The sequence below is a fragment of the Olsenella sp. kh2p3 genome (genome assembly GCA_900119625.1).
Taxonomy (GTDB): Bacteria; Actinomycetota; Coriobacteriia; order Coriobacteriales; family Atopobiaceae; genus Tractidigestivibacter.
Genome location: FPKD01000001.1, coordinates 173,916 through 194,685, shown reverse-complemented (window position 1 = coordinate 194,685; position 20,770 = coordinate 173,916). Strand labels below are relative to the sequence as shown.

18 protein-coding genes and 1 tRNA gene are annotated in these 20,770 nt (G+C 62.3%); 12 read left to right on the top strand and 7 right to left on the bottom strand.

Annotation, left to right across the window (positions count from 1 at the left end; translation table 11 throughout):
* Positions 1-99: 99 nt before the first annotated feature.
* Positions 100-1,278, bottom strand: a complete 1,179-nt coding sequence (locus BT122_RS00875) for an FIST signal transduction protein (protein WP_072354202.1) — start codon at positions 1,276-1,278, stop codon at positions 100-102.
* A gap of 342 nt (positions 1,279-1,620) precedes the next feature.
* Between BT122_RS00875 and BT122_RS00870 the strand changes: the two genes are divergently transcribed.
* Genes BT122_RS00870 through BT122_RS00860 form a run of 3 tightly spaced genes read left to right on the top strand, consistent with a single transcriptional unit; the run spans position 1,621 to position 3,675 of the window.
* Positions 1,621-2,430 carry a mechanosensitive ion channel family protein gene (locus BT122_RS00870; protein ID WP_072354201.1) on the top strand — a complete coding sequence of 270 codons (810 nt, stop codon included), beginning with the start codon at positions 1,621-1,623 and terminating at the stop codon, positions 2,428-2,430.
* Positions 2,431-2,444: 14 nt separating this feature from the next.
* Positions 2,445-2,969: an S-ribosylhomocysteine lyase gene (locus BT122_RS00865; RefSeq protein WP_072354200.1), complete on the top strand. Its 525-nt coding sequence runs from the start codon at positions 2,445-2,447 to the stop codon at positions 2,967-2,969.
* On the top strand, positions 2,962-3,675 hold the full coding sequence (locus BT122_RS00860; protein WP_286130272.1) for a 5'-methylthioadenosine/adenosylhomocysteine nucleosidase: 714 nt from the start codon (positions 2,962-2,964) through the stop codon (positions 3,673-3,675). The genes BT122_RS00865 and BT122_RS00860 overlap by 8 nt, the downstream gene beginning before the upstream one ends.
* A gap of 227 nt (positions 3,676-3,902) precedes the next feature.
* On the opposite strand, the gene BT122_RS00855 is transcribed toward BT122_RS00860, so the two are convergent.
* Complete coding sequence (locus BT122_RS00855) at positions 3,903-4,760, bottom strand: DegV family protein (RefSeq protein ID WP_072354199.1); 858 nt, start codon at positions 4,758-4,760, stop codon at positions 3,903-3,905.
* A gap of 137 nt (positions 4,761-4,897) precedes the next feature.
* On the opposite strand from BT122_RS00855, the gene BT122_RS00850 reads away from it, so the two are divergent.
* The gene (locus BT122_RS00850; protein WP_072354198.1) at positions 4,898-5,578 is read left to right on the top strand and encodes a DUF1836 domain-containing protein; all 681 of its coding nucleotides are present in this window, start codon (positions 4,898-4,900) and stop codon (positions 5,576-5,578) included.
* Positions 5,579-5,660: 82 nt separating this feature from the next.
* Positions 5,661-7,043 (top strand): Na+/H+ antiporter NhaA, encoded by a 1,383-nt coding sequence (gene nhaA, locus BT122_RS00845; RefSeq protein WP_072354197.1) that lies wholly within the window; start codon positions 5,661-5,663, stop codon positions 7,041-7,043.
* Between the two features lie 430 nt (positions 7,044-7,473).
* Here the strand turns inward: nhaA and BT122_RS00840 are convergent, their stop codons facing one another.
* Positions 7,474-8,913: a lipopolysaccharide biosynthesis protein gene (locus BT122_RS00840; protein ID WP_286130271.1), complete on the bottom strand. Its 1,440-nt coding sequence runs from the start codon at positions 8,911-8,913 to the stop codon at positions 7,474-7,476.
* Between the two features lie 255 nt (positions 8,914-9,168).
* Between BT122_RS00840 and BT122_RS00835 the strand changes: the two genes are divergently transcribed.
* The 4 genes from BT122_RS00835 (at position 9,169) to BT122_RS00820 (ending at position 13,748) form a co-directional block, all read left to right on the top strand.
* The gene (locus tag BT122_RS00835; protein WP_072354196.1) at positions 9,169-11,931 is read left to right on the top strand and encodes a phosphoenolpyruvate carboxylase; all 2,763 of its coding nucleotides are present in this window, start codon (positions 9,169-9,171) and stop codon (positions 11,929-11,931) included.
* A 713-nt stretch (positions 11,932-12,644) separates the two neighbouring features.
* A tRNA-Val gene (locus BT122_RS00830) sits at positions 12,645-12,719 on the top strand.
* A 456-nt stretch (positions 12,720-13,175) separates the two neighbouring features.
* Positions 13,176-13,439: a DUF4160 domain-containing protein gene (locus tag BT122_RS00825; RefSeq protein ID WP_072354195.1), complete on the top strand. Its 264-nt coding sequence runs from the start codon at positions 13,176-13,178 to the stop codon at positions 13,437-13,439.
* A gap of 12 nt (positions 13,440-13,451) precedes the next feature.
* Positions 13,452-13,748: a DUF2442 domain-containing protein gene (locus BT122_RS00820; RefSeq protein WP_072354194.1), complete on the top strand. Its 297-nt coding sequence runs from the start codon at positions 13,452-13,454 to the stop codon at positions 13,746-13,748.
* Between the two features lie 402 nt (positions 13,749-14,150).
* On the opposite strand, the gene BT122_RS00815 is transcribed toward BT122_RS00820, so the two are convergent.
* Positions 14,151-14,651, bottom strand: a complete 501-nt coding sequence (locus BT122_RS00815; RefSeq protein ID WP_072354193.1) for a TetR/AcrR family transcriptional regulator — start codon at positions 14,649-14,651, stop codon at positions 14,151-14,153.
* A gap of 126 nt (positions 14,652-14,777) precedes the next feature.
* Here BT122_RS00815 and BT122_RS11120 point away from each other — a divergent pair, with 126 nt between their 5' ends.
* From BT122_RS11120 to BT122_RS00805, 3 genes are read left to right on the top strand one after another with little or no spacing between them, the layout of a single operon-like run.
* Positions 14,778-14,906 carry a hypothetical protein gene (locus BT122_RS11120; RefSeq protein WP_286130270.1) on the top strand — a complete coding sequence of 43 codons (129 nt, stop codon included), beginning with the start codon at positions 14,778-14,780 and terminating at the stop codon, positions 14,904-14,906.
* The gene (locus BT122_RS00810) at positions 14,903-15,865 is read left to right on the top strand and encodes an alpha/beta hydrolase (protein WP_072354192.1); all 963 of its coding nucleotides are present in this window, start codon (positions 14,903-14,905) and stop codon (positions 15,863-15,865) included. Before BT122_RS11120 ends, BT122_RS00810 begins: the two co-directional genes overlap by 4 nt.
* A 21-nt stretch (positions 15,866-15,886) precedes the next feature.
* Complete coding sequence (locus BT122_RS00805) at positions 15,887-16,594, top strand: alpha/beta hydrolase family protein (RefSeq protein ID WP_177242173.1); 708 nt, start codon at positions 15,887-15,889, stop codon at positions 16,592-16,594.
* A gap of 4 nt (positions 16,595-16,598) precedes the next feature.
* Here BT122_RS00805 and BT122_RS00800 read toward each other — a convergent pair whose 3' ends face one another.
* From BT122_RS00800 to BT122_RS00790, 3 genes are all read right to left on the bottom strand, one after another.
* Positions 16,599-17,774, bottom strand: a complete 1,176-nt coding sequence (locus tag BT122_RS00800) for an MFS transporter (protein ID WP_072354190.1) — start codon at positions 17,772-17,774, stop codon at positions 16,599-16,601.
* Positions 17,775-17,843: 69 nt separating this feature from the next.
* Positions 17,844-19,253, bottom strand: coding sequence for an aminomethyltransferase family protein (locus BT122_RS00795; protein WP_072354189.1), 1,410 nt, complete (start codon positions 19,251-19,253; stop codon positions 17,844-17,846).
* Positions 19,254-19,330: 77 nt separating this feature from the next.
* The gene (locus BT122_RS00790) at positions 19,331-20,662 is read right to left on the bottom strand and encodes an aminomethyltransferase family protein (RefSeq protein ID WP_072354188.1); all 1,332 of its coding nucleotides are present in this window, start codon (positions 20,660-20,662) and stop codon (positions 19,331-19,333) included.
* Between the last annotated feature and the right edge of the window lie 108 nt (positions 20,663-20,770).

Below are 20,770 nucleotides of genomic sequence, written 5' to 3'. Positions count from 1 at the left end.
CTTCCTTTCTTTGGGGTGCTTGCGGGTTTTTGGGCGCCTGCGGTTCTCCCCAGCGCTTGCGGTGCGAGGGAGCGCGTGCGGTGCCGGGAGCGCTTGCGGCTACTTGGCGAATCCGGTGAACGAGAGCATCAGGCCGCCGCAGGTGTTGCAGCCGTCGTCGACCTGGCCATACTCGCCAAAGGTGAACTCGGTGAGGAACGGCACGCCGCCGGCCTGCCTGGCGAGAAGGTCCGCCACCTCGCCGATGCGCTCGCCGATGCCCGCGCGACGTCCGCCGCAGTGAACCAGCAGGTACGCGGCCGGATCCGCGATCTGGCTCTTGAGCTCGCCGAGCGTCTCGCCGGTCGAGGCGACAAGCTCGTCCACGCTCGCCTCCATGCGGATGACGGCGGTGTTCTTGGCGATTTTGTTGCCAAGGCTGATGGAGCCGTCGTCGTTGCCGGCCATGGGGTGGCGGATTGCGACCAGGTCTCCGAGGCGGTCCTTCACGCCGAGCGGGGACACCACGGACTCGGCGAGAAGCGCGCCGCCGCGCAGGCCGTCGACGTCCATGCCGCGCCAGGAGGCGTACTTCTCGAGCGCAGGCACGCCGTCGATCTCGGCCAGAATGCGGTTGCCAACGGTCTTGGTGACGATGCCCACGTCCTCGGTCTCGTGGTAGGCGCCGGTGTAGACGTTTGCCATCGCGGGCGCGCCGTAGAAGAAGGCAACCGCAACGCCGTCCGCGAAGGCGCCCTCGGAGGTGTAGAGCTGCCAGTCACCGGCGATGGCGTTGTCCGCCGCACTGCCGCCAAAGAACGGGACGCGCCCGATAACGTGCGTGATGCCCTTGACGTAGTACTCCTCCTCGGCCGGAGAGGCGGCCATGAAGTAGTAGAGCGGGGCCTCGTCCTTGCCTGCGGCCTCCATGGCCTTGCGGGCGACCTTCTCGCCAAGCTCAACCGCGTCCTGCGCGGGATCGGTCTTGGGGCAGGCGGCGACGCCGACCGACATCCCCGGGTCGTCGAACGCCATTGCGCCGAGGAAGCCGTCGCCGCCCGTGAAGCCTGCCGGGGTGATGACGCCGGTGAACGAGGTGTTGCCGATTACCGGTACGTCAGGGAGCTCCTGCGCAAACTCGTCGAGCATTGCGGGAAGGTCATAGGCACAGCTCGCGTAGGCGAAGACCACCTTTGAGCTCCCGACGCCCTCGTCCTGGGTGCGGAGCTTGCCCACAGTTTCCTTGACGGCCTCACGTGGATCCAGATTGCTGCTTTCCCCGACACTTGCCTTGAGCATGACATCCTCCCAACGGTTGATACAGGACCAAAGCCAAATCCGAACTATGGGGTCGAACCCGTGCGCAAACCCGAACCCGAACCTCATGCCAGATGGTACGAAGGCGGGCCTGCCAACGGGGCGAAGCCGTGCCACAGTGCGGAAAGGGTCGTTCCACTAGATGGGAACATGCAGGCAGATGCCATGAAAACTGACGAGAAGGACTGCCGTTTGGAGCCGCTCGCCCTACCGCTTGCGGCGCGGACGAGACAAAGGGACAGTCCCTTCGTCTCGTCCTTTGTCTCATCGGGAGGGTATGATGGCTTCTCACCAACCGTTTTGGCTTTCAGGTCTGGGGGAGCGATGGAGGACGTCCTCGCAAACATAGACGCGTCAGCGTTTGTCGGGAAGGTCGTCTACCTTGCCGTCGTCGTGGGCATCGCGCTGCTCATCCAGTGTGTGGTGGTGCACGGCCTCAAGCGCGCGCTGGACGCGGCCGGGGTGCCCAAGGCGTCGATCTTCGTCAACATCGTGCGCACGGTCATCTGGGCGTTTGCGCTGCTCGCCGTGCTCGAGCCCGTCTTTGGCGTCCAGCCCACGGCCTTTGTCGCCGCCCTGGGCGTGACCTCCGTGGTCATCTCGTTTGGCCTGCAGGACACGGTGTCAAACATCGTCGCCGGCCTGGGCCTCATGATGGGACGCGTGGTGCGCCCCGGCGACCAGGTCACCATTGGCGGCTTCACCGGCGAGGTGGTGGACGTCACCTGGCGCTCCACCATGGTGCGCGACAAGGGCGGCAAGGTCGAGGTCATTCCCAACTCCGTGCTCAACAAGACCGCGCTCACGCGCGAGACGGACTGGTCGGTCACCGACTGCCCCGTGGAGTTCTACGTCGAGCAGGGCAGCGATCTGGATGCCGTGACCCGCGAGGTCCAGCGCCTTGCGAGCGAGAAGTGCGGGGCGGCTCTCGCGCCGGGCTTCTCGACTGAGGTCCTCTTCGACCACCTTGGTCCCCTGGGCATCCATGGCACGGCTCACCTGCACCTTGTTGCCGGTTCAAACTATGCCGTGCAGGCCGATGCGCTCGTGCGCGCCATCTCTCGCGCGCCGTGGATCGCCCGGCCGGCGTCTGCGGACACGAGCGCATCGATAATCAACGACGCAACCAACTGAAAGGCAGTGACGCCATGAAGACAATCGCAAGCTTCACCGTGAACCACCTCGTGCTCGAGCCGGGCGTCTACGTGAGCCGCGTGGACGAGGACCCCGATACCGGTGCCGTGGTCACCACCTTTGACCTGCGCCTCACGGCGCCCAACCGCGAGCCCGTCATGGACACGGCCGCGGTCCACGCCATCGAGCACCTGGGGGCCACCTTCCTGAGAAACGACCCCGAGTGGGCCGGCCGCGTGGTCTACTTTGGCCCCATGGGCTGCCGTACGGGCTTCTACCTGGTGGTGTTTGGCCAGTGCAGCTCGCACGAGGTGCTGCCGCTCGTACGTCGCTGCTTCGAGTTCATACGCGACTTCGAGGGAGAGATCCCCGGCGCTCGCCCCGAGGCCTGCGGCAACTGGCACGACGCCGACCTCAACCTGGCGCACTGGTGGGCACGGCGCTACCTCGCCAACACGCTGGAGATAATCGACGACGCGCACCTCACCTACCCGGCACTGCTCGACGGCGAGAAAAGCGAGGAGGGCCACAATGCGTAGCGATATCAAGGTTGGCATCATCGGAGCCATGGAGGTCGAGGTCGCGCACCTCGTGGCGAGCCTTGAGGGCGAGTCCGTCTCGACTGTGGCCGGCATGGAGTTCCACGCCGGGACCCTCGGAGGCGTGCCGGTGGTCGTCGTGCGCTCCGGCGTGGGCAAGGTCAACGCGGGCGTGTGCGTGCAGGTGCTTGTCGACCGCTACGGCGTGACGCACGTGGTCAACACTGGCGTGGCAGGGTCGCTTGACGCACGCATCGACGTGGGCGACATCGTCGTCTCGACCGACTGCCGCTACCACGACGTGGACGCGACCGTATTTGGCTACGAGCCAGGGGAGATTCCGCAGCTGGGATGCGTGGGCTTCTCGGCCGATGCCGGGCTTCGCGCGCAGGCGGTGGCCGCCGTGCGCGACGTGGCCGGCGGCGTGCGTGCCTTCGAGGGACGCGTGGTCTCGGGCGATACCTTCGTGGCGGACGCACACGAGAAGGAGCGGCTGGCGCGCGACTTTGGTGGCATGTGCTGCGAGATGGAAGGTGCCGCCGTCGCCCAGACGGCATGGCTCAACCGCGTGCCGTTCGTGGTGGTGCGCGCCATCTCGGACAAGCCGGGGTCTACGACGCCGGTGGAGTACTCCGCCTTCGAGACGGCTGCGGCCGAGCACTGCGCGGCGATCGTCGCTCGCATGGTTTCTCGCCTGGGGGAGTAGGGCGGGGCGCCGAAGCTTTGGTTTTCTCAGCGATTGCGTACGAAGTCGCAGCTCCGGCGCGTATTTGACGCCGAAAGGTGCGTTGCCGTAGCCATCACGTACGAAAGTGCCCCTCCGGCGAGAAAAACTCGCCAGAGGGGCCATCTCGTACGCATTTGCTTCGATTACGCGCCCTCCGGCGTCATTTTCTCGCCGAAGGGCGCGTTTCCGTCAACGGGCCGTCGCCCCTACACTCCCTGGATCGCAATCCCCACGATCTCCGGACCGGTGTGCACGAGAAGGTCGGCGGAAATCCCCGAGCGAATGACCTCCACGGCGTTGTCCACCTGGGCAAGCACGCGCTCCTCGAGCTCGTCGAACATGTCGCACGCGCTCGAGCAGCAAATGGCCACGCGCACCTTGTCGTACCTTCTCGCCTGCTCCTCAACGAGGGAGATCTGCGTGTCGATGGAGCGCTCCCAACCGCGTGCCTTCCGCGCGACCACGTAGGCGCCCTCCTCGTTGCAGGTGATTACGGGTTTGATGTTGAGCGCGGATCCCAGTCGGTACACGGCGGCACTGATGCGGCCGCCCTTGCGCAGGTACTCAAGGCTCTTTACCGAGAAGAACACCGAGTTCTTGCGTGCCACCAGCTCGAGCATCGCGCCAATGTACTGCAGGGTGATACCCTCCTCGACCATGCGTACGGCCTCCATCACTACAAGCCCCGCGCCAACTCCGATGCTCTTGGAGTCCACCACAACAACCGGGAAGTCGTCCAGCTGGTCGGCAAGCATGCGCACGGTGTCGCAGGTGGCCGAGAGGCCGGAGGAGATGCTCACGAAGACTGCGGCCGCGTAGCCGTCGTCATGCGCGCGGTCGAACTCGCGTCGGATCGTTGCGGGCGAGGGGAGCGAGGTCGAGGGAACCTCGGTGGCCATGCGCTCGACGAGTTGCTCGGGCGTGATGGTGACGCCGCTCTCGAACGTCGAGCCGTCCGAGAAGTTTATGCGCAGTGGGACGATGCGCACGTCGTGCTCGCGCGCGAACGCGGTGGGCGTGTCCGTGCCCGTGTCGGTGATGACTGCGATTCTCTGGCTGTTCAACGTTCCCTCCAATGGACATCGGAGAAGGAGAGCGCGTCCGATTTTTTCATTGCCACAACTATAGCCATTGCATCTAGTTTTGAATACTAGATAATCTAATCACACAGAATCCAAGCGTTGCGGGGGGGCGAGTGAGAATGGCGGACGAGAAGGACCAGGCATGCTGCCCCGGTGTCCGTGACGCGTACCGCGCCCTCGCCGAGCGCATGACGAGCATCCACATCTCGCGCTTCTCGGAGCTCCCGCGAATCGAGCTTTACCTGGACCAGCTTCTCTCCCTGGTTGACGACGAGCTCTCGTTCATGCGTCTGCCGGATGAAGGACCGCTGGTTACGGGCTCCATGGTGAACAACTACGTGAAGCGCCACGTGGTGCCGGCGCCCGTTAAGCACCGCTACACCAGGCGCCACGTCTGCTACGTGGTCTGCGTGTGCCTCTTCAAGCGCGTGCTCTCGATCGAGCAGGTCACGCGCCTCATTCGCCACGTGGAGGAGGAGAACCTCGACCTTCGCCACACCTACGACGAGCTCTGCGCGGCGCTGGAGTGCGCGCTTGCCGAGCAGTTCGCGGTGGGGCCGGACTTTGTTGCCCCGGCGGTGGAGCCGGTGATCGACCTGCGTGACGCCAATGGCGAGAAGGTCGACTCTCCGCTTGACCGGACCATCGAGGCCGCGGTGGTGAGCCTTGCGGCGAAGATCTACGTGGAGCAGGTCCTGGCGCTGGGGGAGGTGGCCGCCGCCGGGCAGCCCGGCGCGCACGTGGACAGCGACAGCCACGCAGCAGCAACCACGCCACCTGCCGTAACAACGGTAAAATAATTTTGCATCATTGGTTGGGTAGGATAAGAGGGTAACGAAGGGCCCGAGCGGCCTCTCCTCAAGGAAACGGACAACACAACCAATGGCAAGCATCTACGGTGAGCCCGCAGTCATCAGGCGCATCGAACAGCGCAGCGCTGTCCACAAGGTGACCTCCAACGGCACCATTGCTGCTGCGGTCATGGTGTTCGCTGCCATCGCGGCGGTCATCACGGCTAACTCGCCCGCCTACGAGGTGATTGAGGAGGTGCTCCACGCGCCCCTCTCGCTGGGCATTGGCCCCGCGACCTTCTCGATAACCATCGAGGCCTTTGTGAACGACTTCCTCATGGCCATCTTCTTCTTGCTGGTGGGCATAGAGCTCAAGTACGAGATGACCGTGGGGCAGCTGAGAAAGCCCAGGCAGGCCGCACTTCCCATGCTTGCCGCTGTTGGCGGCGTGGCTGCGCCCGCGGTGATCTACCTCATCATCAACGCCGGCGGCGCCGTGCACGGCTGGGCCACGCCCATCGCCACCGACATTGCCTTTGCTCTGGGCGTGATGTCGCTTCTCGGCGACCGCATTGCCCCCGCGACCAAGGTCTTCTTCCAGACCCTGGCCATCGCCGACGACATCCTGGCCATCGTGGTCATCGCCCTCTTCTATGGGCAGACCCCCAACGTGGCCTGGTGCGCCGCGTCTCTCGGCGTGATTGTGGTGCTGTGGATCATCTCGCGTATGAAGGTCTACTCGGCCAAGCCCTACATGCTGGTTGGCCTGATGCTGTGGGTGTGCATGTACAACTCCGGCATCCACGCCACGCTGGCCGGCGTCATCCTGGCGTTCTTCCTGCCCGCGCGCTCTGACGTGCGCCTCTCCAAGCTGGGCAACTGGCTTGACGCCCGCGCCCGCGAGCTGGAAGACACGTATGACGACGAGAGCCACGTCCTGGGCCAGCACGACTTCACCACCGCCGCCGTGCGCGTGGAGCGCGTGATGCACCACGTCACGCCGCCGTTGGAGCGCATGGAGCGCTACATCTCGGTGCCGGTGAACTTTGTGATTCTGCCCATCTTTGCGTTTGTGAATGCGCAGGTGAGGATCGTGGACATGGACCTTGCTACGATCATCGCGGACCCGGTTACCAAGGGCGTCTACTTTGGCGCCGTGCTTGGCAAGCCCATTGGCATCATCCTGGTGACGTGGCTTCTCGTGCACATTGGCTTTGCCAAGCTGCCCAAGCACGTGGACTGGCTGCAGATCATTGCGGTAGGCATCATGGGCGGCCTGGGCTTCACGATGTCGATCCTCATCTCTGGCCTGGCCTTCACCGACCCTAACGAGGTCATGGCCGCCAAGTGCGCCATTCTCGCCGGGTCCGTTACCTCGGCCATCCTGGGACTGCTCTTTGTGCACGTGGCGAGCGCCGTGAAGGAACGGCGAGAATCCCGCGAGAACGCCCTCGAGATGGACGACGCGTCGTAGCTGCTGGACGCCGCCGGCCACCGGCGCCGGCGGCCGACTCTCGTCGACTCTTGTATAGGATCAGGCCTCACAAAAATAGGGCTCTGCACAAAAATCGACATTGACGGTACATTTTCGGCAAATCGCCGAGTACGAAGCCCCTAACTTTTTGCGGAGCCGCAGGTAGTGAAATGGCACTTCTGGGGTGATACTAAGCGGAACCCCTAATTTGTACCGTCAATGTCGATTTTTGTGTGCGCAAACCGCTTCCTTCGCCCCTCGTCTCGCCGACCGAACTTCTCTCTGACATGCACACCGACACCCCCCATCTCCTTCTTTAGCGGTTTCTGAGAAACGGAGGGTGCATTTGCCCAGTTGGCGAGCAGCGCGATTCTCAAATACCGCTAAAGAACGCGAGGGAGGAGATGGGGGAGGAGATGAGAGGCCCCGCCTAGTACCGCTCGAGGCGCTTGCGGATGGCGAAGTACTCGGAGAGCAGCAGCACCAGAAGGATGCTCATCACCACTACGGCGCCCACCACGGCGCCGGAGAGCCCCGAGAAGCCCACGAGCAGCCACAGCACTGGCACCGAGAAGGCAAACGCAATGAGGTACAGCCTGCTCACGGCCTGCTGCTCGCGCAGCACGGTGATGATCTGGTACAGAAAGTCGATTGCCGCGCAGATGCCGCCGTTTACCACCATCACGTAGACCAGCGGCCTAAACTGCTCGAAGTCAAGCCCGTACAGGAAGCTCATGATGGGGATGCCCAGCCACCCCATGAAGAGCCCCACAATCACGGTGATGCCCGCAATCACGCCCATCATCGCAAGGATGATGAGGTCAAAGCGCTTGTGCTGCTCGGGGTCGTCCCAGATGCTGGCCAGGCGCAGCAGCTGCGGCTTGTAGATCATGGCCGCAGCCATGAGAATGGCGTGCGCGGGGAAGTACATGGCGTTGTAGTAGAGCTGGTTGTCGTACGAGAGCACCCCCTCGATGGCAAACTTGGGCATCGAGTCGATGAGGTTGTAGAGAAACGCCGCCAGGAACAGCGGGAAGCAGTTGACAAAGATCTCCTTCACGCCGCGCCACGTGAGCGGCAGCGAGCGCTCGGTCTCCATGAGCGCCAGCGGCAGCGTGAGCAGCACAAACGAGGCCCCCGCGCCCACCGCCATGCCAATGCTCGCGGCCACCATGTTGCGCGTGATAAAGAGCAGCACCGTGAAGACCACAAACGAGAGCGCGCAGCGGACCGCCTGAGAGATGCCGGCCAGGTACAGCTTGTCCTTCTGCTGCAGCCTGCCCTCGTAGACGTCGCCCAGCGCGTCGAAGAAGCGGAATCCCATCACGCCGCACACGATGGCCGTCATGTCGCCGTTGTAGCCACGGATACGGCAGTACAGAAGGCCGATAAGCACCATGGCAACGCAGGTCGCAATGCGGTTGACCTGGTAGTCGTAGAACGAGTCCATCTCGTCGATGTCCGAGACCTGGTACGTGCGCACGCCATAGTTGCCCACAAAGAACAGGAGCGTACCCACGACCATGGCCATAGAGAAGAGGCCGGCGTTCTCGGCGCCCACAAACTGCGTGGCCACAATGGTGAGTAGCGGGAAGAACCCTCCCCAGCACGCCTGGCCAATGGAGTTGCACACGTAGTCTCGCGTGGTCTGGTGCGAGAGGTACTGCTCGGACTGCTGAGAGATGCTGCCCGAGAAAACCGAGGAGATCAGGCGGTCCCACCAGTGGTTGGTGACGCGGCGGAGGAAGCCCTCTTTCTTGGGCTTGGCCGCGCGGCTGGAGCGGCTCTCGTGCCTGCCGGCGCGCGATCCCACGAGCGAGCTCAGACCCGTCTCTTGGGCTCTCCCGCGCCGCCTGCTCGTTCGTGCCATGCGCCGACCATCCTCTCACAGCCACTGGGGCCAAGCATCTCTCGTCCGCCGGTCAACTATAGGGGCCATTGTATCGCGCCGCGTGAAAGCGGTCTTGCACCTGGCCGCATCGTGTACGTTGCGTTTCGCCTTTGCGGATGCTCGGTGGGGTTGGTGCCTAACGTGGGTTGGCTTGCTAAGGTTGTCCTGCATGCAGCGACATGCGGCACACGTGCAAGTCCGTCGGCGGGACCGGCGGGAGCTGAGGGAGGATACATGACAACAACCGAGGCATCGGGCCTAGGGGAGGGTCGCGCGCTTGTGAGGGCAAGCGAGGCGGAGCAGGCAAAGTCTGCCCTCGCGTTGGTAGACGTGCCCGAGGAGCTCCGCGACAACCTGGCGCTCTTCCTGCGCCTTGTTCGCAAGGTGCTCAAGGAGAACGACCCGGACCTTCTCGCCACCTTCGACCTTCTGCTGGGTGACGCCATCCGCGTGACGTACGCTGACGGCGTGGCGCACACGGACCAGAAGGCCGCCCTGGCCGAGCAGGCGTTCCAGGAGTTTGTCTCCACCATCGACGGGCTTTCCATGGACAGGGCGACGCTGCTCATGCGCGCCTTTGTCACCTACTTCCATCTGGCGAACATCTGCGAGGAGAACTACCGCGTGTCCTCGCTGCGCCGCCGCGAGAGCGAGGTGCCCACCACCGAGACGGCCGATCCCATCAACGACCTCACGGTTGCCTACGGCCAGCTGGTTGACGAGTGCGGTCGCGCGAAGGCAACGGCGCTGCTCAACCGCCTGGAGTTCCACCCCGTCTTCACCGCGCACCCAACCGAGGCGCGCCGCAAGGCCGTCGAGGGCAAGATTCGCCGCATCTCCGAGCTTCTCGCCAAGCGCTCCACGCTCGCCGGCGTCGAGCTGGTGGAGAACGAACGCCTCATGCTGCAGGAGATTGACGCGCTGGTGCGCACCTCGCCCATCGCGTACAAGAAGCCCACGCCCGTCGAGGAGGCCGACACCGTCATCGACATCTTTGATGCCACGCTCTTTGACATGGTGCCCGAGGTCTACCGCCGCTTCGATGACTGGGAGCTGGGCGAGCGCGCAGGCACCGTGCCGCCCGTGTGCCCGGCGTTCTTCCATCCCGGCAGCTGGATTGGCTCCGACCGCGACGGCAACCCCAACGTCACCGCAAAGGTGAGCCGCAAGGTGGCCGAGAAGTTCCGCGTGCACGTGCTTGAGGCCCTGGCAGACAGGACCTACTACGTGGGTCGCAACCTCACGCTGGACGCGCGCTTCACCAAGCCCTCCGACGCCCTCGTGAACCTGTGGAACCACCAGGTCGAGATGAGCGAGGTCCTCTCGCAGCGCGCCCTTGAGGTCTCCACCTCCGAGCTGCACCGCGCCGTCATGATCGTGATCTCTGACCGCCTTCGCGCCACCATCCAGCGCACGGCCGACATCATGTACGCTTCGGCCGATGACTACATTGCCGACCTACGCATTGTTCAGCGCTCGCTGGCCGCGGCCGGTGCCGTGCGCACCGCATACGGCCCGCTGCAGAAGCTTATCTGGCAGGCGGAGACCTTTGGGTTCCACCTGGTCGAGATGGAGTTCCGCCAGCACTCGCTCGTGCACGCCCGCGCGCTCGAGGACATTCGCGAGCACGGGCGCTGGGGCGAGAGGGGCGAGCTGCAGCCCATGACGCGCGAGGTTCTCGACACCTTCCGCGCCATTGGCAGCATCCAGCGCATCAACGGCGTGAAGGCCGCGCGACGCTACATCATCTCCTTCACGCAGTCGGCGCAGAACGTGGCCGACGTGTACGAGCTGGCGCGCCTTGCCTTTGCGCACGAGGAGGACGTGCCGGTGCTCGACGTGATTCCGCTCTTCGAGCAGGTGGAGGACCTGGAGAACGCTGTCGACACGCTTGACCAGATCATCAAGCTTGAGCCCGTGCAGAGGCGCCTTGCCCAGACCGGCAGGCGCATGGAGGTCATGCTCGGCTATTCCGACTCCTCCAAGGACGCCGGCCCCACCTCGGCCACGCTGGTGCTCCACGCGGCGCAGGCGGCTATTGCGCAGTGGGCCGAGAGGAACGACATCGACCTGGTGCTCATGCACGGTCGCGGCGGCGCGGTGGGACGTGGTGGCGGCCCGGCAAACCGCGCGGTTCTCTCGCAGCCCAAGGGCTCGGTCAACTGCCGCTTCAAGCTCACCGAGCAGGGCGAGGTCATCTTCGCGCGCTACGGCGACCCAACGCTCGCGAGGCGCCACGTCGAGTCCGTCGCGGGCGCCACGCTGCTGCAGTCCTCGCCGTCGATCGAGTACGTGAACACCGAGACCACTGCCAAGTACGCCGACCTGGCAGCCAAGCTGGACGGCGCCTCTCGCAGGCGCTACCGCGAGCTGCTCGAGACCGATGGCTTCGCGGAGTGGTTCTCCACGGTCACGCCGCTTACCGAGATCGGCCTCATGCCCATCGGCTCGCGTCCCGCTAAGCGTGGCCTGGGCGCCAAGTCCCTGGATGACCTGCGCACCATTCCGTGGATCTTCTCGTGGTCGCAGGCGCGCATCAACCTGGCCGCGTGGTACGGCCTGGGGACGGCGTGCGAGGAGCTGGGTGACCTCGACCTTCTCCGCCAGGCGTACGCGGAGTGGCCGCTCTTCACGACGTTCATCGACAACATCGAGATGTCGCTCTCCAAGACGGACGAGCGCATCGGCCGCATGTACCTTGCCCTTGGCTCGCGCGACGATCTGGCAGAGAAGGTTCTGGAGGAGATGCGCCTCACGCGCAAGTGGGTGCTGGCGATCGTGGGCGACGAGTGGCCGCTCGAGCACCGTCGCGTGCTGGGGCCAGTGATCCGCGCGAGGCTGCCGTTCGTGAACGTGCTCTCGGTGACGCAGGTGCGCGCGCTGCGCGAGATGCGCACGCGCGGCGAGCACCTCACACCGGAGGAGCGCGAGCGGTTCATCTACCTCATCCTGTGCACCGTGTCCGGCGTTGCGGCCGGGCTGCAAAACACGGGGTGACGGCGGTCGGCCGCGGGCGGCGTGCGGCGGCGACCGGCGACCGGTGGTGTCCGGTGACGCCCGAAGGCGCGTTTCCGACGACATAACGTACGAAAGCCCCTCTCCGGCGTCATTTTGGCGCCGGAGAGCTCGTTTTAGCAGGGATTACGTGCAAAGTGGCCCCTCCGGCGCCGTTTTGACGCCCGAGGGAGACTTTCGTCCTGCGCTGGCCTTGCCGCCAGCTCTCCCCCCGGAAACCTGCGGGTTAATAGCACCCGTGCGATGACGTTGCCGAGAAGAACCGCAGGTAGATGGGCTGGCCCTTCTCGGCGCACTGCTATTAACCCGCAGGTTTGGTTTGGGGGGCGCTGGGAGGACCTTGTTTATCGCCGCCTGGACGTTTTCCGTCGCCGTCGGAGCCCCGCTTGCCGCCTCTAGGACCCGCCCCTGTCCCCTCTCGCAGAGAATAGCTCCTTTTCTTAATCGGGCACCGCATTTGCCCAGTTGTCGCGCAGCGGTATTAAGAAAAGGAGCTATTCTCTGCATCGAGGGCCGCTTGCCGGTGACGGAGCTTGTGGGGCGAGAAGGGCCGCTTGCCCCGCCGTCAGCCAGTCCTCGTTGCCCTTCTCGCTGAGCAGTATTTGTGATGTGAGAAAAACTTGCGATTGACGGTTGCGTTACATGAGCGTTTTCGCGTAAGATACTCCTCGCTGCAACCCCAGCAGCAGAGATTCGGGCGTTTAGCTCAGGGGGAGAGCGCTTCCCTGACACGGAAGAGGTCAGAAGTTCAAATCTTCTAACGCCCACCATAAACTCGCAGGTCAGAGGCTATGCTCTCTGGCCTGTTTTGTTTTAGTGCACGCAAAAGTGCACGCGGAGTGCACGCAAGCCGTGAACAGCGGTTCGAGAACCGTGCTATCTAGCTGCGAGTTCAATTTTTCTTTATACATTTTCTAATCTCCATTATGCAATCACATACTAGTAGACTGTGAGGACCGCGTGGGCGCCGGGGTGGCACAGGTCTGCTATTAACTGTCTCCTTAAAGCGGCGCGCAAGAGAAACGCCTGGTTTCGAGGTCGTTGACTCTTGAACATAGCGGGATAGTTTGTGGGTATGCGGGGTGACATAGTCTAGGCGATATCAGGTACGGGACATTACGGAACATTATCCCAATGCCAACCGGTGCGAATCGCTCATTGCTCCGGCTGTGTGGAATATGGCTGTGTGGTATATCTCTCATAAACGTTATGTGGGAGGTGGTCTCATGCCGGAATTGAGCCGGTTCTACGGAATCATCATTACGATGTATTACAACGACTCAGTGCAACATCACAAGCCTCACGTGCACGCCTCTTACGGAGAATACGAAGCCTCAATTGCACTGGATGGCGAACTCATCGCGGGCAGGATGCCCGCGAAACAGTACCGCATTATCAGTGGCTGGATGGCCATTCACGAGGAGGAGCTTTACGAGGCTTGGAACAACGCGGTTCAGAACAAGAAGTTCAACAGGATCGATCCGCTGTAGGGGGTGGAGAGCATGTTCGAGATGAACGGAATCGTGTATGCGGGGGAGCCTGAAAAGACAATCAAGGTGACGGATGCCAAGGTCACCGGGAGGAAGATGATGCTCCTCACGTTCTCGACGGGGGAGCAGAGGGTGTTCGATGCGGACGAGCTTACCGGTGAGGTCTATGGTCCGCTAGACGACCCCGCCGTCTTCGATGACTTCAAGATCGACCATGGTGCCGTTACATGGGCGGACGGGGAGATTGACTGCGCCCCCGAGTACATGTACGAGCACGGCTACGCGTACGACGGCAGGGCTGCGGTTTAGGCGCCTCCGCACGCCGGAGCGGGAGATGGCAGAGTTTTACTCCTTTTCACGCCCACCATAAACTTGCAGGTCAGAGGCTATGCTCTCTGGCCTGTTTTGTTTTAGTGCACGCAAAAGTGCACACGGAGTGCACGCAAGCCGTGAGTAGCGGTTCGAGAAGCGTGTTATCTAGCTGCGAGTCACCTAACGCTGGGGGCACAAGCCTCTGCCTGGCTCTCGGGGAACCCCTGCAGCCCGGATGCGAGTGCGGCTGGGATTCGTACAATTCTCCGTTCAGTAGCCTGAAAATCCCAGTTGCCGATTGGCTCGCGCCGAGAAATTGTACGAATTTGCGATGGCGATTGCCGGAGAAGGCCAAGGCACCCCACACAGTCGCCAGCGGCGCTGTGCCGGACGACACCGCTACTCTGATGCCCGTAGCATCTGCCCCATCTCGCGGGCGGTCTGTCGCATGCCCCTGCGGATCCACGTCTCCAGGAAGCCGTAGGTGCTGTAGGCGAAGAACGCCTTCGAGTAGGCTGCCACGTCGTCGTCCTCATCGGCGGGGCCGAAGGACGAGAAGAACTCGTCCTGCAGCAGGTAGAGAAGGCCTGCGCCCCTGAGCAGCAGGAAGAAGTCCTTGTGCCTCTCGACCACCTCGAAGAGCAGTACGAAGAGGTGCTTCGGGTCCGCCCCGTCGTCGGCGTCCACCTCGGCCTTCCATTCCCCGAGGTATGTGCGGATCTGCCGGCGCACGATCGCGTCCTTGGACCTGAAGTTGCGGTAGAAGGAGTTCCTCGAGACGCCCGCCCTGGCCGTGATCTCGCCGATGCCTATGTCGTCGAGCCTCCTGGTCTCTAGCATCTCGAGGAGCGCCCCCGTGATGGCCTGGCACACGTACGTGTTCCGCTCACGGTTGCCCATGATGGTACATTCCCTCCACTTTGCGCCATTTTGCCGCCGTCGCCCTGACGGCAACAACGTGATGGTACATTTGTCCTGACAAGAGGACGTTACATCTGTTGCATCAAACATGCAAGGGAGGCAGGGATGACAAGGACCAGGTGGATCGTCCTGGCAGTTCTCGCCGTGCTGGGCTTCGTCTCCGGGAGGCTGCTCATCCGGGCCGTCGGGAACATGCTGCTTGGCGGCACGCTGTTTGGGGGGAATTTCCTATGAGGAGGGGAAAGTTCGTGGCTATCGGCGTCCTTGTGTTCACGCTGGCATTCGCGGCAGGCGTCGCCTCCAAGTTCCTCGTCAAGCCTGCTGGCCTGCAGAAGTACGATGTCACGTGGGGCGAGGGCATCGGGACGCGCGAGTGCGACCTCTCGTATGGTGAGGGCGAAGCAAACCGGTTTGACCTCTATCTGCCAAAGGACGACACGAGGGATTCCTCCGGGCTTGTCGTGTACCTTCATGCGGGAGGCTTCACGACGGGCGACAAGTCAGATGACGAGAAGATGCTCTCGTGGCTCTGCTCCAAGGGGTATGTGGCGGCAGGCATCAACTACACGCTGCGCACGGATGGGAACGACGCCAGCGTCCTCACGCAGTCGAACGAGATAAAGTCCGCCATGCCGGAGGTGGTGAAGGCGGCGGAGGCCGCCGGCTACCACATCGACCGGATGGCCGTCGCCGGCGGCTCGGCGGGCCACGCCCTCGCGATGATCTATGCCTATCGCGACGGCGCAGACGCGCCGGTGCCGGTCGTGCTCACCTTTGGTGCCGTTGGCCCCTCGAGCTTCCATGCGGAGGACTGGGGGATCTTCGGGGCGGGCACCGAGACCGAAGAAGAGCGCACGGCCGCCGCTGCTCTGTTCACTGTGATGAGCGGGGAGACCATCACGCCGGAGGAGATTGCCGACGGCTCGTACCTCGAGAAGGTCAGGCCAATCGCAGCCGCGGACTGGGTCAGCCATAACCCCGTTCCCACGGTCGTTGCCTATGGCGCGCACGACAAGATGCAGCCGTTCCTCGCGTCGAAGCGCCTCGTGGCGGCGCTGGACGAGAGCGGCGTGGACTATCGGTACTTCGAGATGGAGCACTCCGGCCATGGGCTGCAGAACGACGACGCCGTCTACCAGGAGTGGATGGAGACCGTCGAGGAGTACCTGGATAAATACATGCCGGTGGGCTAGGAGCGGGAGATGAAAAGAGCATTGAAGATCATAGGAATCATTGCTCTTGTGATTGCCATCGGCATCGCCTGGATCGCATATAAGTTCCTGACCACTCCGCCAGAGATCATGGCTCCGGAAGATTATGAAACCTCCGTCCACACAGGCGGGGAAATCGAAGCGAAATACCTGGCCCACGGCACATTTGAGGTTTCCTTTTTTGAGGAGGAAACATCTGAAGAATGGGCCAAATACGAGGTCTACTATCCCAAGGCTCTCGAATCCGGCACAGAAAAGTACCCGGTCATCGTCGTTGCAAACGGCTCCGGTGTGCGGGCATCCCGGTATCCTGCCGTCTTCAACCACTATGCTTCCTGGGGCTTTATCGTGATCGGTAATGAACACGATACGTCCTACGCAGGAGATTCCTCTGACGCAAGCCTTGCCTACCTCATCAAGGCCAATGACGATCCTTCTTCGGTACTCTATCGGAAGGTCGACCTGGATAACGTCGGTATCGTCGGTCACTCGCAGGGCGGCGTAGGCACCTTTGCCGCCATCACCGCACAGGAGCACAGCGACATGTACAAGGCAGCAGTCTCCCTGTCTCCCGTGCCGGAGGAATCTGCAAAGGCAATCCATTGGGACTACGATCCCACGAAGATCAAGATTCCGGTCTTGATTTTTGCAGGTGAGGAAAACGACGTCATTTTGACGGTGTCGTGCGGCGTGGGTTGTCACCGCCCGTGAAAACCTACTGAGGATCGCGCTCGGTCTTGCGGTCTCGCGAGAACAACTCGACAACTGCCATGACACCAAATCCCAGAGCGGAGACTAGGAACACAAAATGCAGAGGGTCTTGTCCGGGAACGGAGGACAGCGTTCCCGTGTAGAACGCCGAAAGAAACGATCCAATGCTCATGGCGCTCATTGCGACGCTTGTTGCGCGCGCAGTGATGGATGCGGGGCAGACCATCCCAACATCCATTGTTGCGGTGATGATGAGCAGTGACATGCAGACGCCCGAGAGAAGAGACCCAAGCAGCAGCGCGACAAACCCCGTCCCTTGCCAGAGCAGCAGGGCTGCTGCGAGGCCGCATGTGGATGACGCAGCCATCGATGCGCTCCCAAAGACGCCACGAATCTTGCCGTAGAGGGCTCCTGCAACCATTCCTGCAACCGTGCCTGCGGAGAGCATGCCACCGGCCACGGCCGCATCGCCCGCGCCCGCACTGACGACAAGCGAGGAAAACGTGAGGTAGGCGGGAATCAAGAGGAGGAAGTTCACCCCAAAGAAGAGGCTGATTCTAAAGACGGAGCCGGGCAAACGCCCCGTGTCTGCGTGGGGGGCTTCTCCATCACTACCCTTAGGCTCGGGAAGGAAGAGAAGGACGATGACAAGTACGGCTGCGCCGATGAGATAGACAAGGAAGACCGAGCGCCAGCCGCTTGCTGCAAGGATGCCGCCGACGAGCAGGAAGAACATGTTTCCCAGGTTGTTGGCAAAGTTGGTTGCCCCGAGCACCCTCGTGCGCTGGCCCTCATCAAACAGCAGCAGCGCAAGCGACGGTCCAACCACGGTGATGAGGCCAACGCTGACGCCGAGCAACGCCCTCGACGCAAGGATGAGCGCAAACTCCTCGAGGAAGTACGGAACAACGCCAATCAGGAGAAACAAGGCTGCACCTATGATGGCGGCAGTCCTGAACGAGATGCGCGTTCCGAGGATGCGGCCGGCAAGCAACGTTACGAAGAGCCCCACGAGTGTAGGAATCGTATTCAGGAGATAGACAAGGGTAAGGGGCACATTGGGAAACGCCGCGGCAATCGAATCCAAAGCTGGCTGTACCGCGTTGAGACCGGTCGTGAGGAAGTAGATCGAGAGAACTGCGAGTAGCTTCCCAAATCCGTCTTTGTGAGCGCCCATCATGAAACCTCTCTCAGAAAAGAGCCCGCTCCCGTCTGGGAGAGCGGGCTGCACAAATGCCACTGTCTGCGGTTACTTGCCAAATGAGGGGATGGTATTCACGTCGAGCTTGTCGTTGCGCGTGACGTCGAGGTAGGGATATCGAGCGACGGTGGCACGAATCTCCCACTGCCTCTCTCCCGGGGCGCCCCACAGGACCTTGACCTCGGAACCCTCTTCGGCAACCGATGGCTCGAGCACGCCCAGCGAGAGCATGCAGCCGTAGTTGACGCTGACCATACGACCGGCCGAGACGCCGACCTTCTCGCCATCCTTGAGTACCCAGTCCTGGTGCAGGTTTGAGGTGACGCCAAAGGTGGTGTCGTCGGGCATGGCAATATCCACGCTTGGCACCCCGCCCATCGTGAGCTGGTCGCGGAAGACGGCGGTGACGTCGTCGACGTTCCAGACAAGCGTCTTCATCACGCGGTGGTCACCCGCAGCAATCTTCTCGAGCGCCTCGCGACCAACAAAGTCGTGGTCAAAGCGTACGGCCTTCCCCCAGCCAAGCTCGTAGGGGTTGCGGAAGTACGCGGTGAGGTCTTTGCCCACCGAACCGCGCAGATCAAGACGGTCGCGAATGAACATGGCAAGGGCGTCGTTTGGGTTGGCGGGGTCAAGGTCTGCTGCCTTGGAGCGCTCGATGACCTCTGGCGGGAATGCGGGCATCCAGTCGAGGTAGGCGTTGGGGAAGCCAGACTCCCAGTGGGTCATGTTGTAGGCGGCCATGCCAAGGCGCTTGAGCCCAAACGGACGGCCGACTTCCACGAGCTTTCGATAGATTTCCGCGCAGTGGTCGCGCGTGCAGTGGACCTCGTAGGCCAGACTCCCTGCCATGCCGGCGCGCAGGATGCGCACTTCGTGGCCGCAAATGGAGCTTGGTCGGTGCTGCAGGAATTTGATGTCATGCAGGTCCTCCTCGCAAGCTGCCTCCACGACCTGCAGAGACGTGGGACCTCCCAGCTGATAGACGACCTCGTTGGGCAGAAACTCAAACTGCACGTCATAGTTGCCCATGCCAATACAGTTTGCCCAGTACGGTAGGCAGTACCCGAGAAACTCGTCCTCTGCCATGCGAAGCAGGATGCCGTCGCACACGATGTTTCCGTCGGGACCACAGAAGATGGCGTGTTTGGCACGGCCGACACCAAACTTCTCGTAGGAGTTTGTCGTGAAGTCCTTGAGGGTTTGCAGCGCATCCGGTCCCCACACGCGGATGGGGTTCATGGGGTTGAGCAGCGAACCCAGGTAGCACGACTCCTTCCAGGTGGTGCATTCGTCCTGCCAGCTGGTGAACACCACAGGCATGACGCCCATGGAGAAGTCACCGAGGAAGTTGGCAAAGTGGTATCGGGCACGATGGTCCTCGGGAAGGATGGGGGAGCTGGGCTCGAGCGGAATCGAGGTGACCTCTGGCTTGATGGCGTCTATCTCATTTTGCATAAGCTTCACATCTTTGCTATTTGCTGTTGGGGTAAAGTCGGCGCATCCTTGGCGTATGAATGCGTCGGCCATGAGTGCTAGGCGTTGAGGTACGGACGGTCGGGAACCATGGTCATGACGTCGCAGGTCTCGTTGCGCCATTCGCCGTCGTAGTACGGGAACTTGGAGACGGTAGCCTTCACGCGGTACTGGCTGCCGCCCGGCTCGCCCCAGAGGACCTCGACAGTTGAGCCCTCGGCGATGTCGGCAGACACAAATCCCAGCGAGATGAACTCATTGGTGTAGTAGTCGACGCAACGGCCCATCGAGACGCCAACCTGCGTGTCACCCGCGAGAACCTTGTCCACGTGGATGCGGTAGTTCGAGGGGAAGAGGTCGTTGTAGTCCTCGATCCCCTCACCCTTGAGGTTGGGGTCGTAGATGCCGGCGGCAAAGACCTTGCCCACGTCCTCGCGGTCCCAGACCAACGTGACTGCCGTGCGCGCGGGGTGCTCTGCCTGCTTTTGGAGGGCTGCCTTCCCCACGAACTCGTGGTCCCAGTTGATGAGATAGTCCCACTTCATGTCGAACATGGTGACGTAGTAGTCCTCGACATCGTTCTTCGAGCTTCCGGCGCGTGCATACAGGGCGCCATTTCCTTCTGCATCGCCAAACCAGCCAGGGGCGGCGTTGTGGACGATGGAGTTGGGGTAGCCGCCGGGGGTGTGGACTCCACCACACATGTACTGGCGAATGCCAAGGCGCTTGAGGCCAAACTCCTCGCCGGCCTCGAGCAGCATCTCGTAGACCTCGTTGGCAACGGAGGGCTCGCCCTGGATCTCATAGGCGAGGGCACCTGTCATGCCCAGACGATGGACGAGAATCTTCTCGCCGTGAATCTCAATGGACTTGTTTCGCGCAAACTTGAGGTCATGGAAGTCCGTCTTGAAGGCCTTCTCGACAACCTGGAGGCTCTTGGGGCCATCTACCTGGAAGATAAACGTGTCGTGAGGGACATACTTGACGTCATACTTGCCGCTCATGATCACCGGAATCAGGTCGTAGAGACAGTAGGTGCGGAACGCGTCATCCCCAAGGCGGATAAGCACGCTCGAGCCCAAAAGCCAGCCGTCCTCGGAGACCGTGCAAGCATGGCGAGAGGAACCGATCTTCATCTTGGAGAAGTCGCGGTTGACGCACCGCTCGTTGAGCAGGCGGACGGCGTCTGGGCCAACGATGTCGAACGACCCCATGCCGGTGAGCGATACGTTGAGCCATGCGGTCTTGCGTGCAGCGAGAAGCTCCTCCTTGGGGGTTGAATACTGGAGTGGGTAGTATCCGCCCATCATGGTGGTGTTGGGATCGCTCCACACTATTGCGTGGGCTCCCTTCACGATACTGCTGTTAAAGTCATCGAACTTCATGGACATGGCAGTGCTCCTTTCGGCGGGGGATAGGTGGGAACGATATCCGCTGGCACCGATTTTCTTTGCCGAAAGTGCCTTCCAAGATGATGAAAACCTACAGCGTTTTGAGTG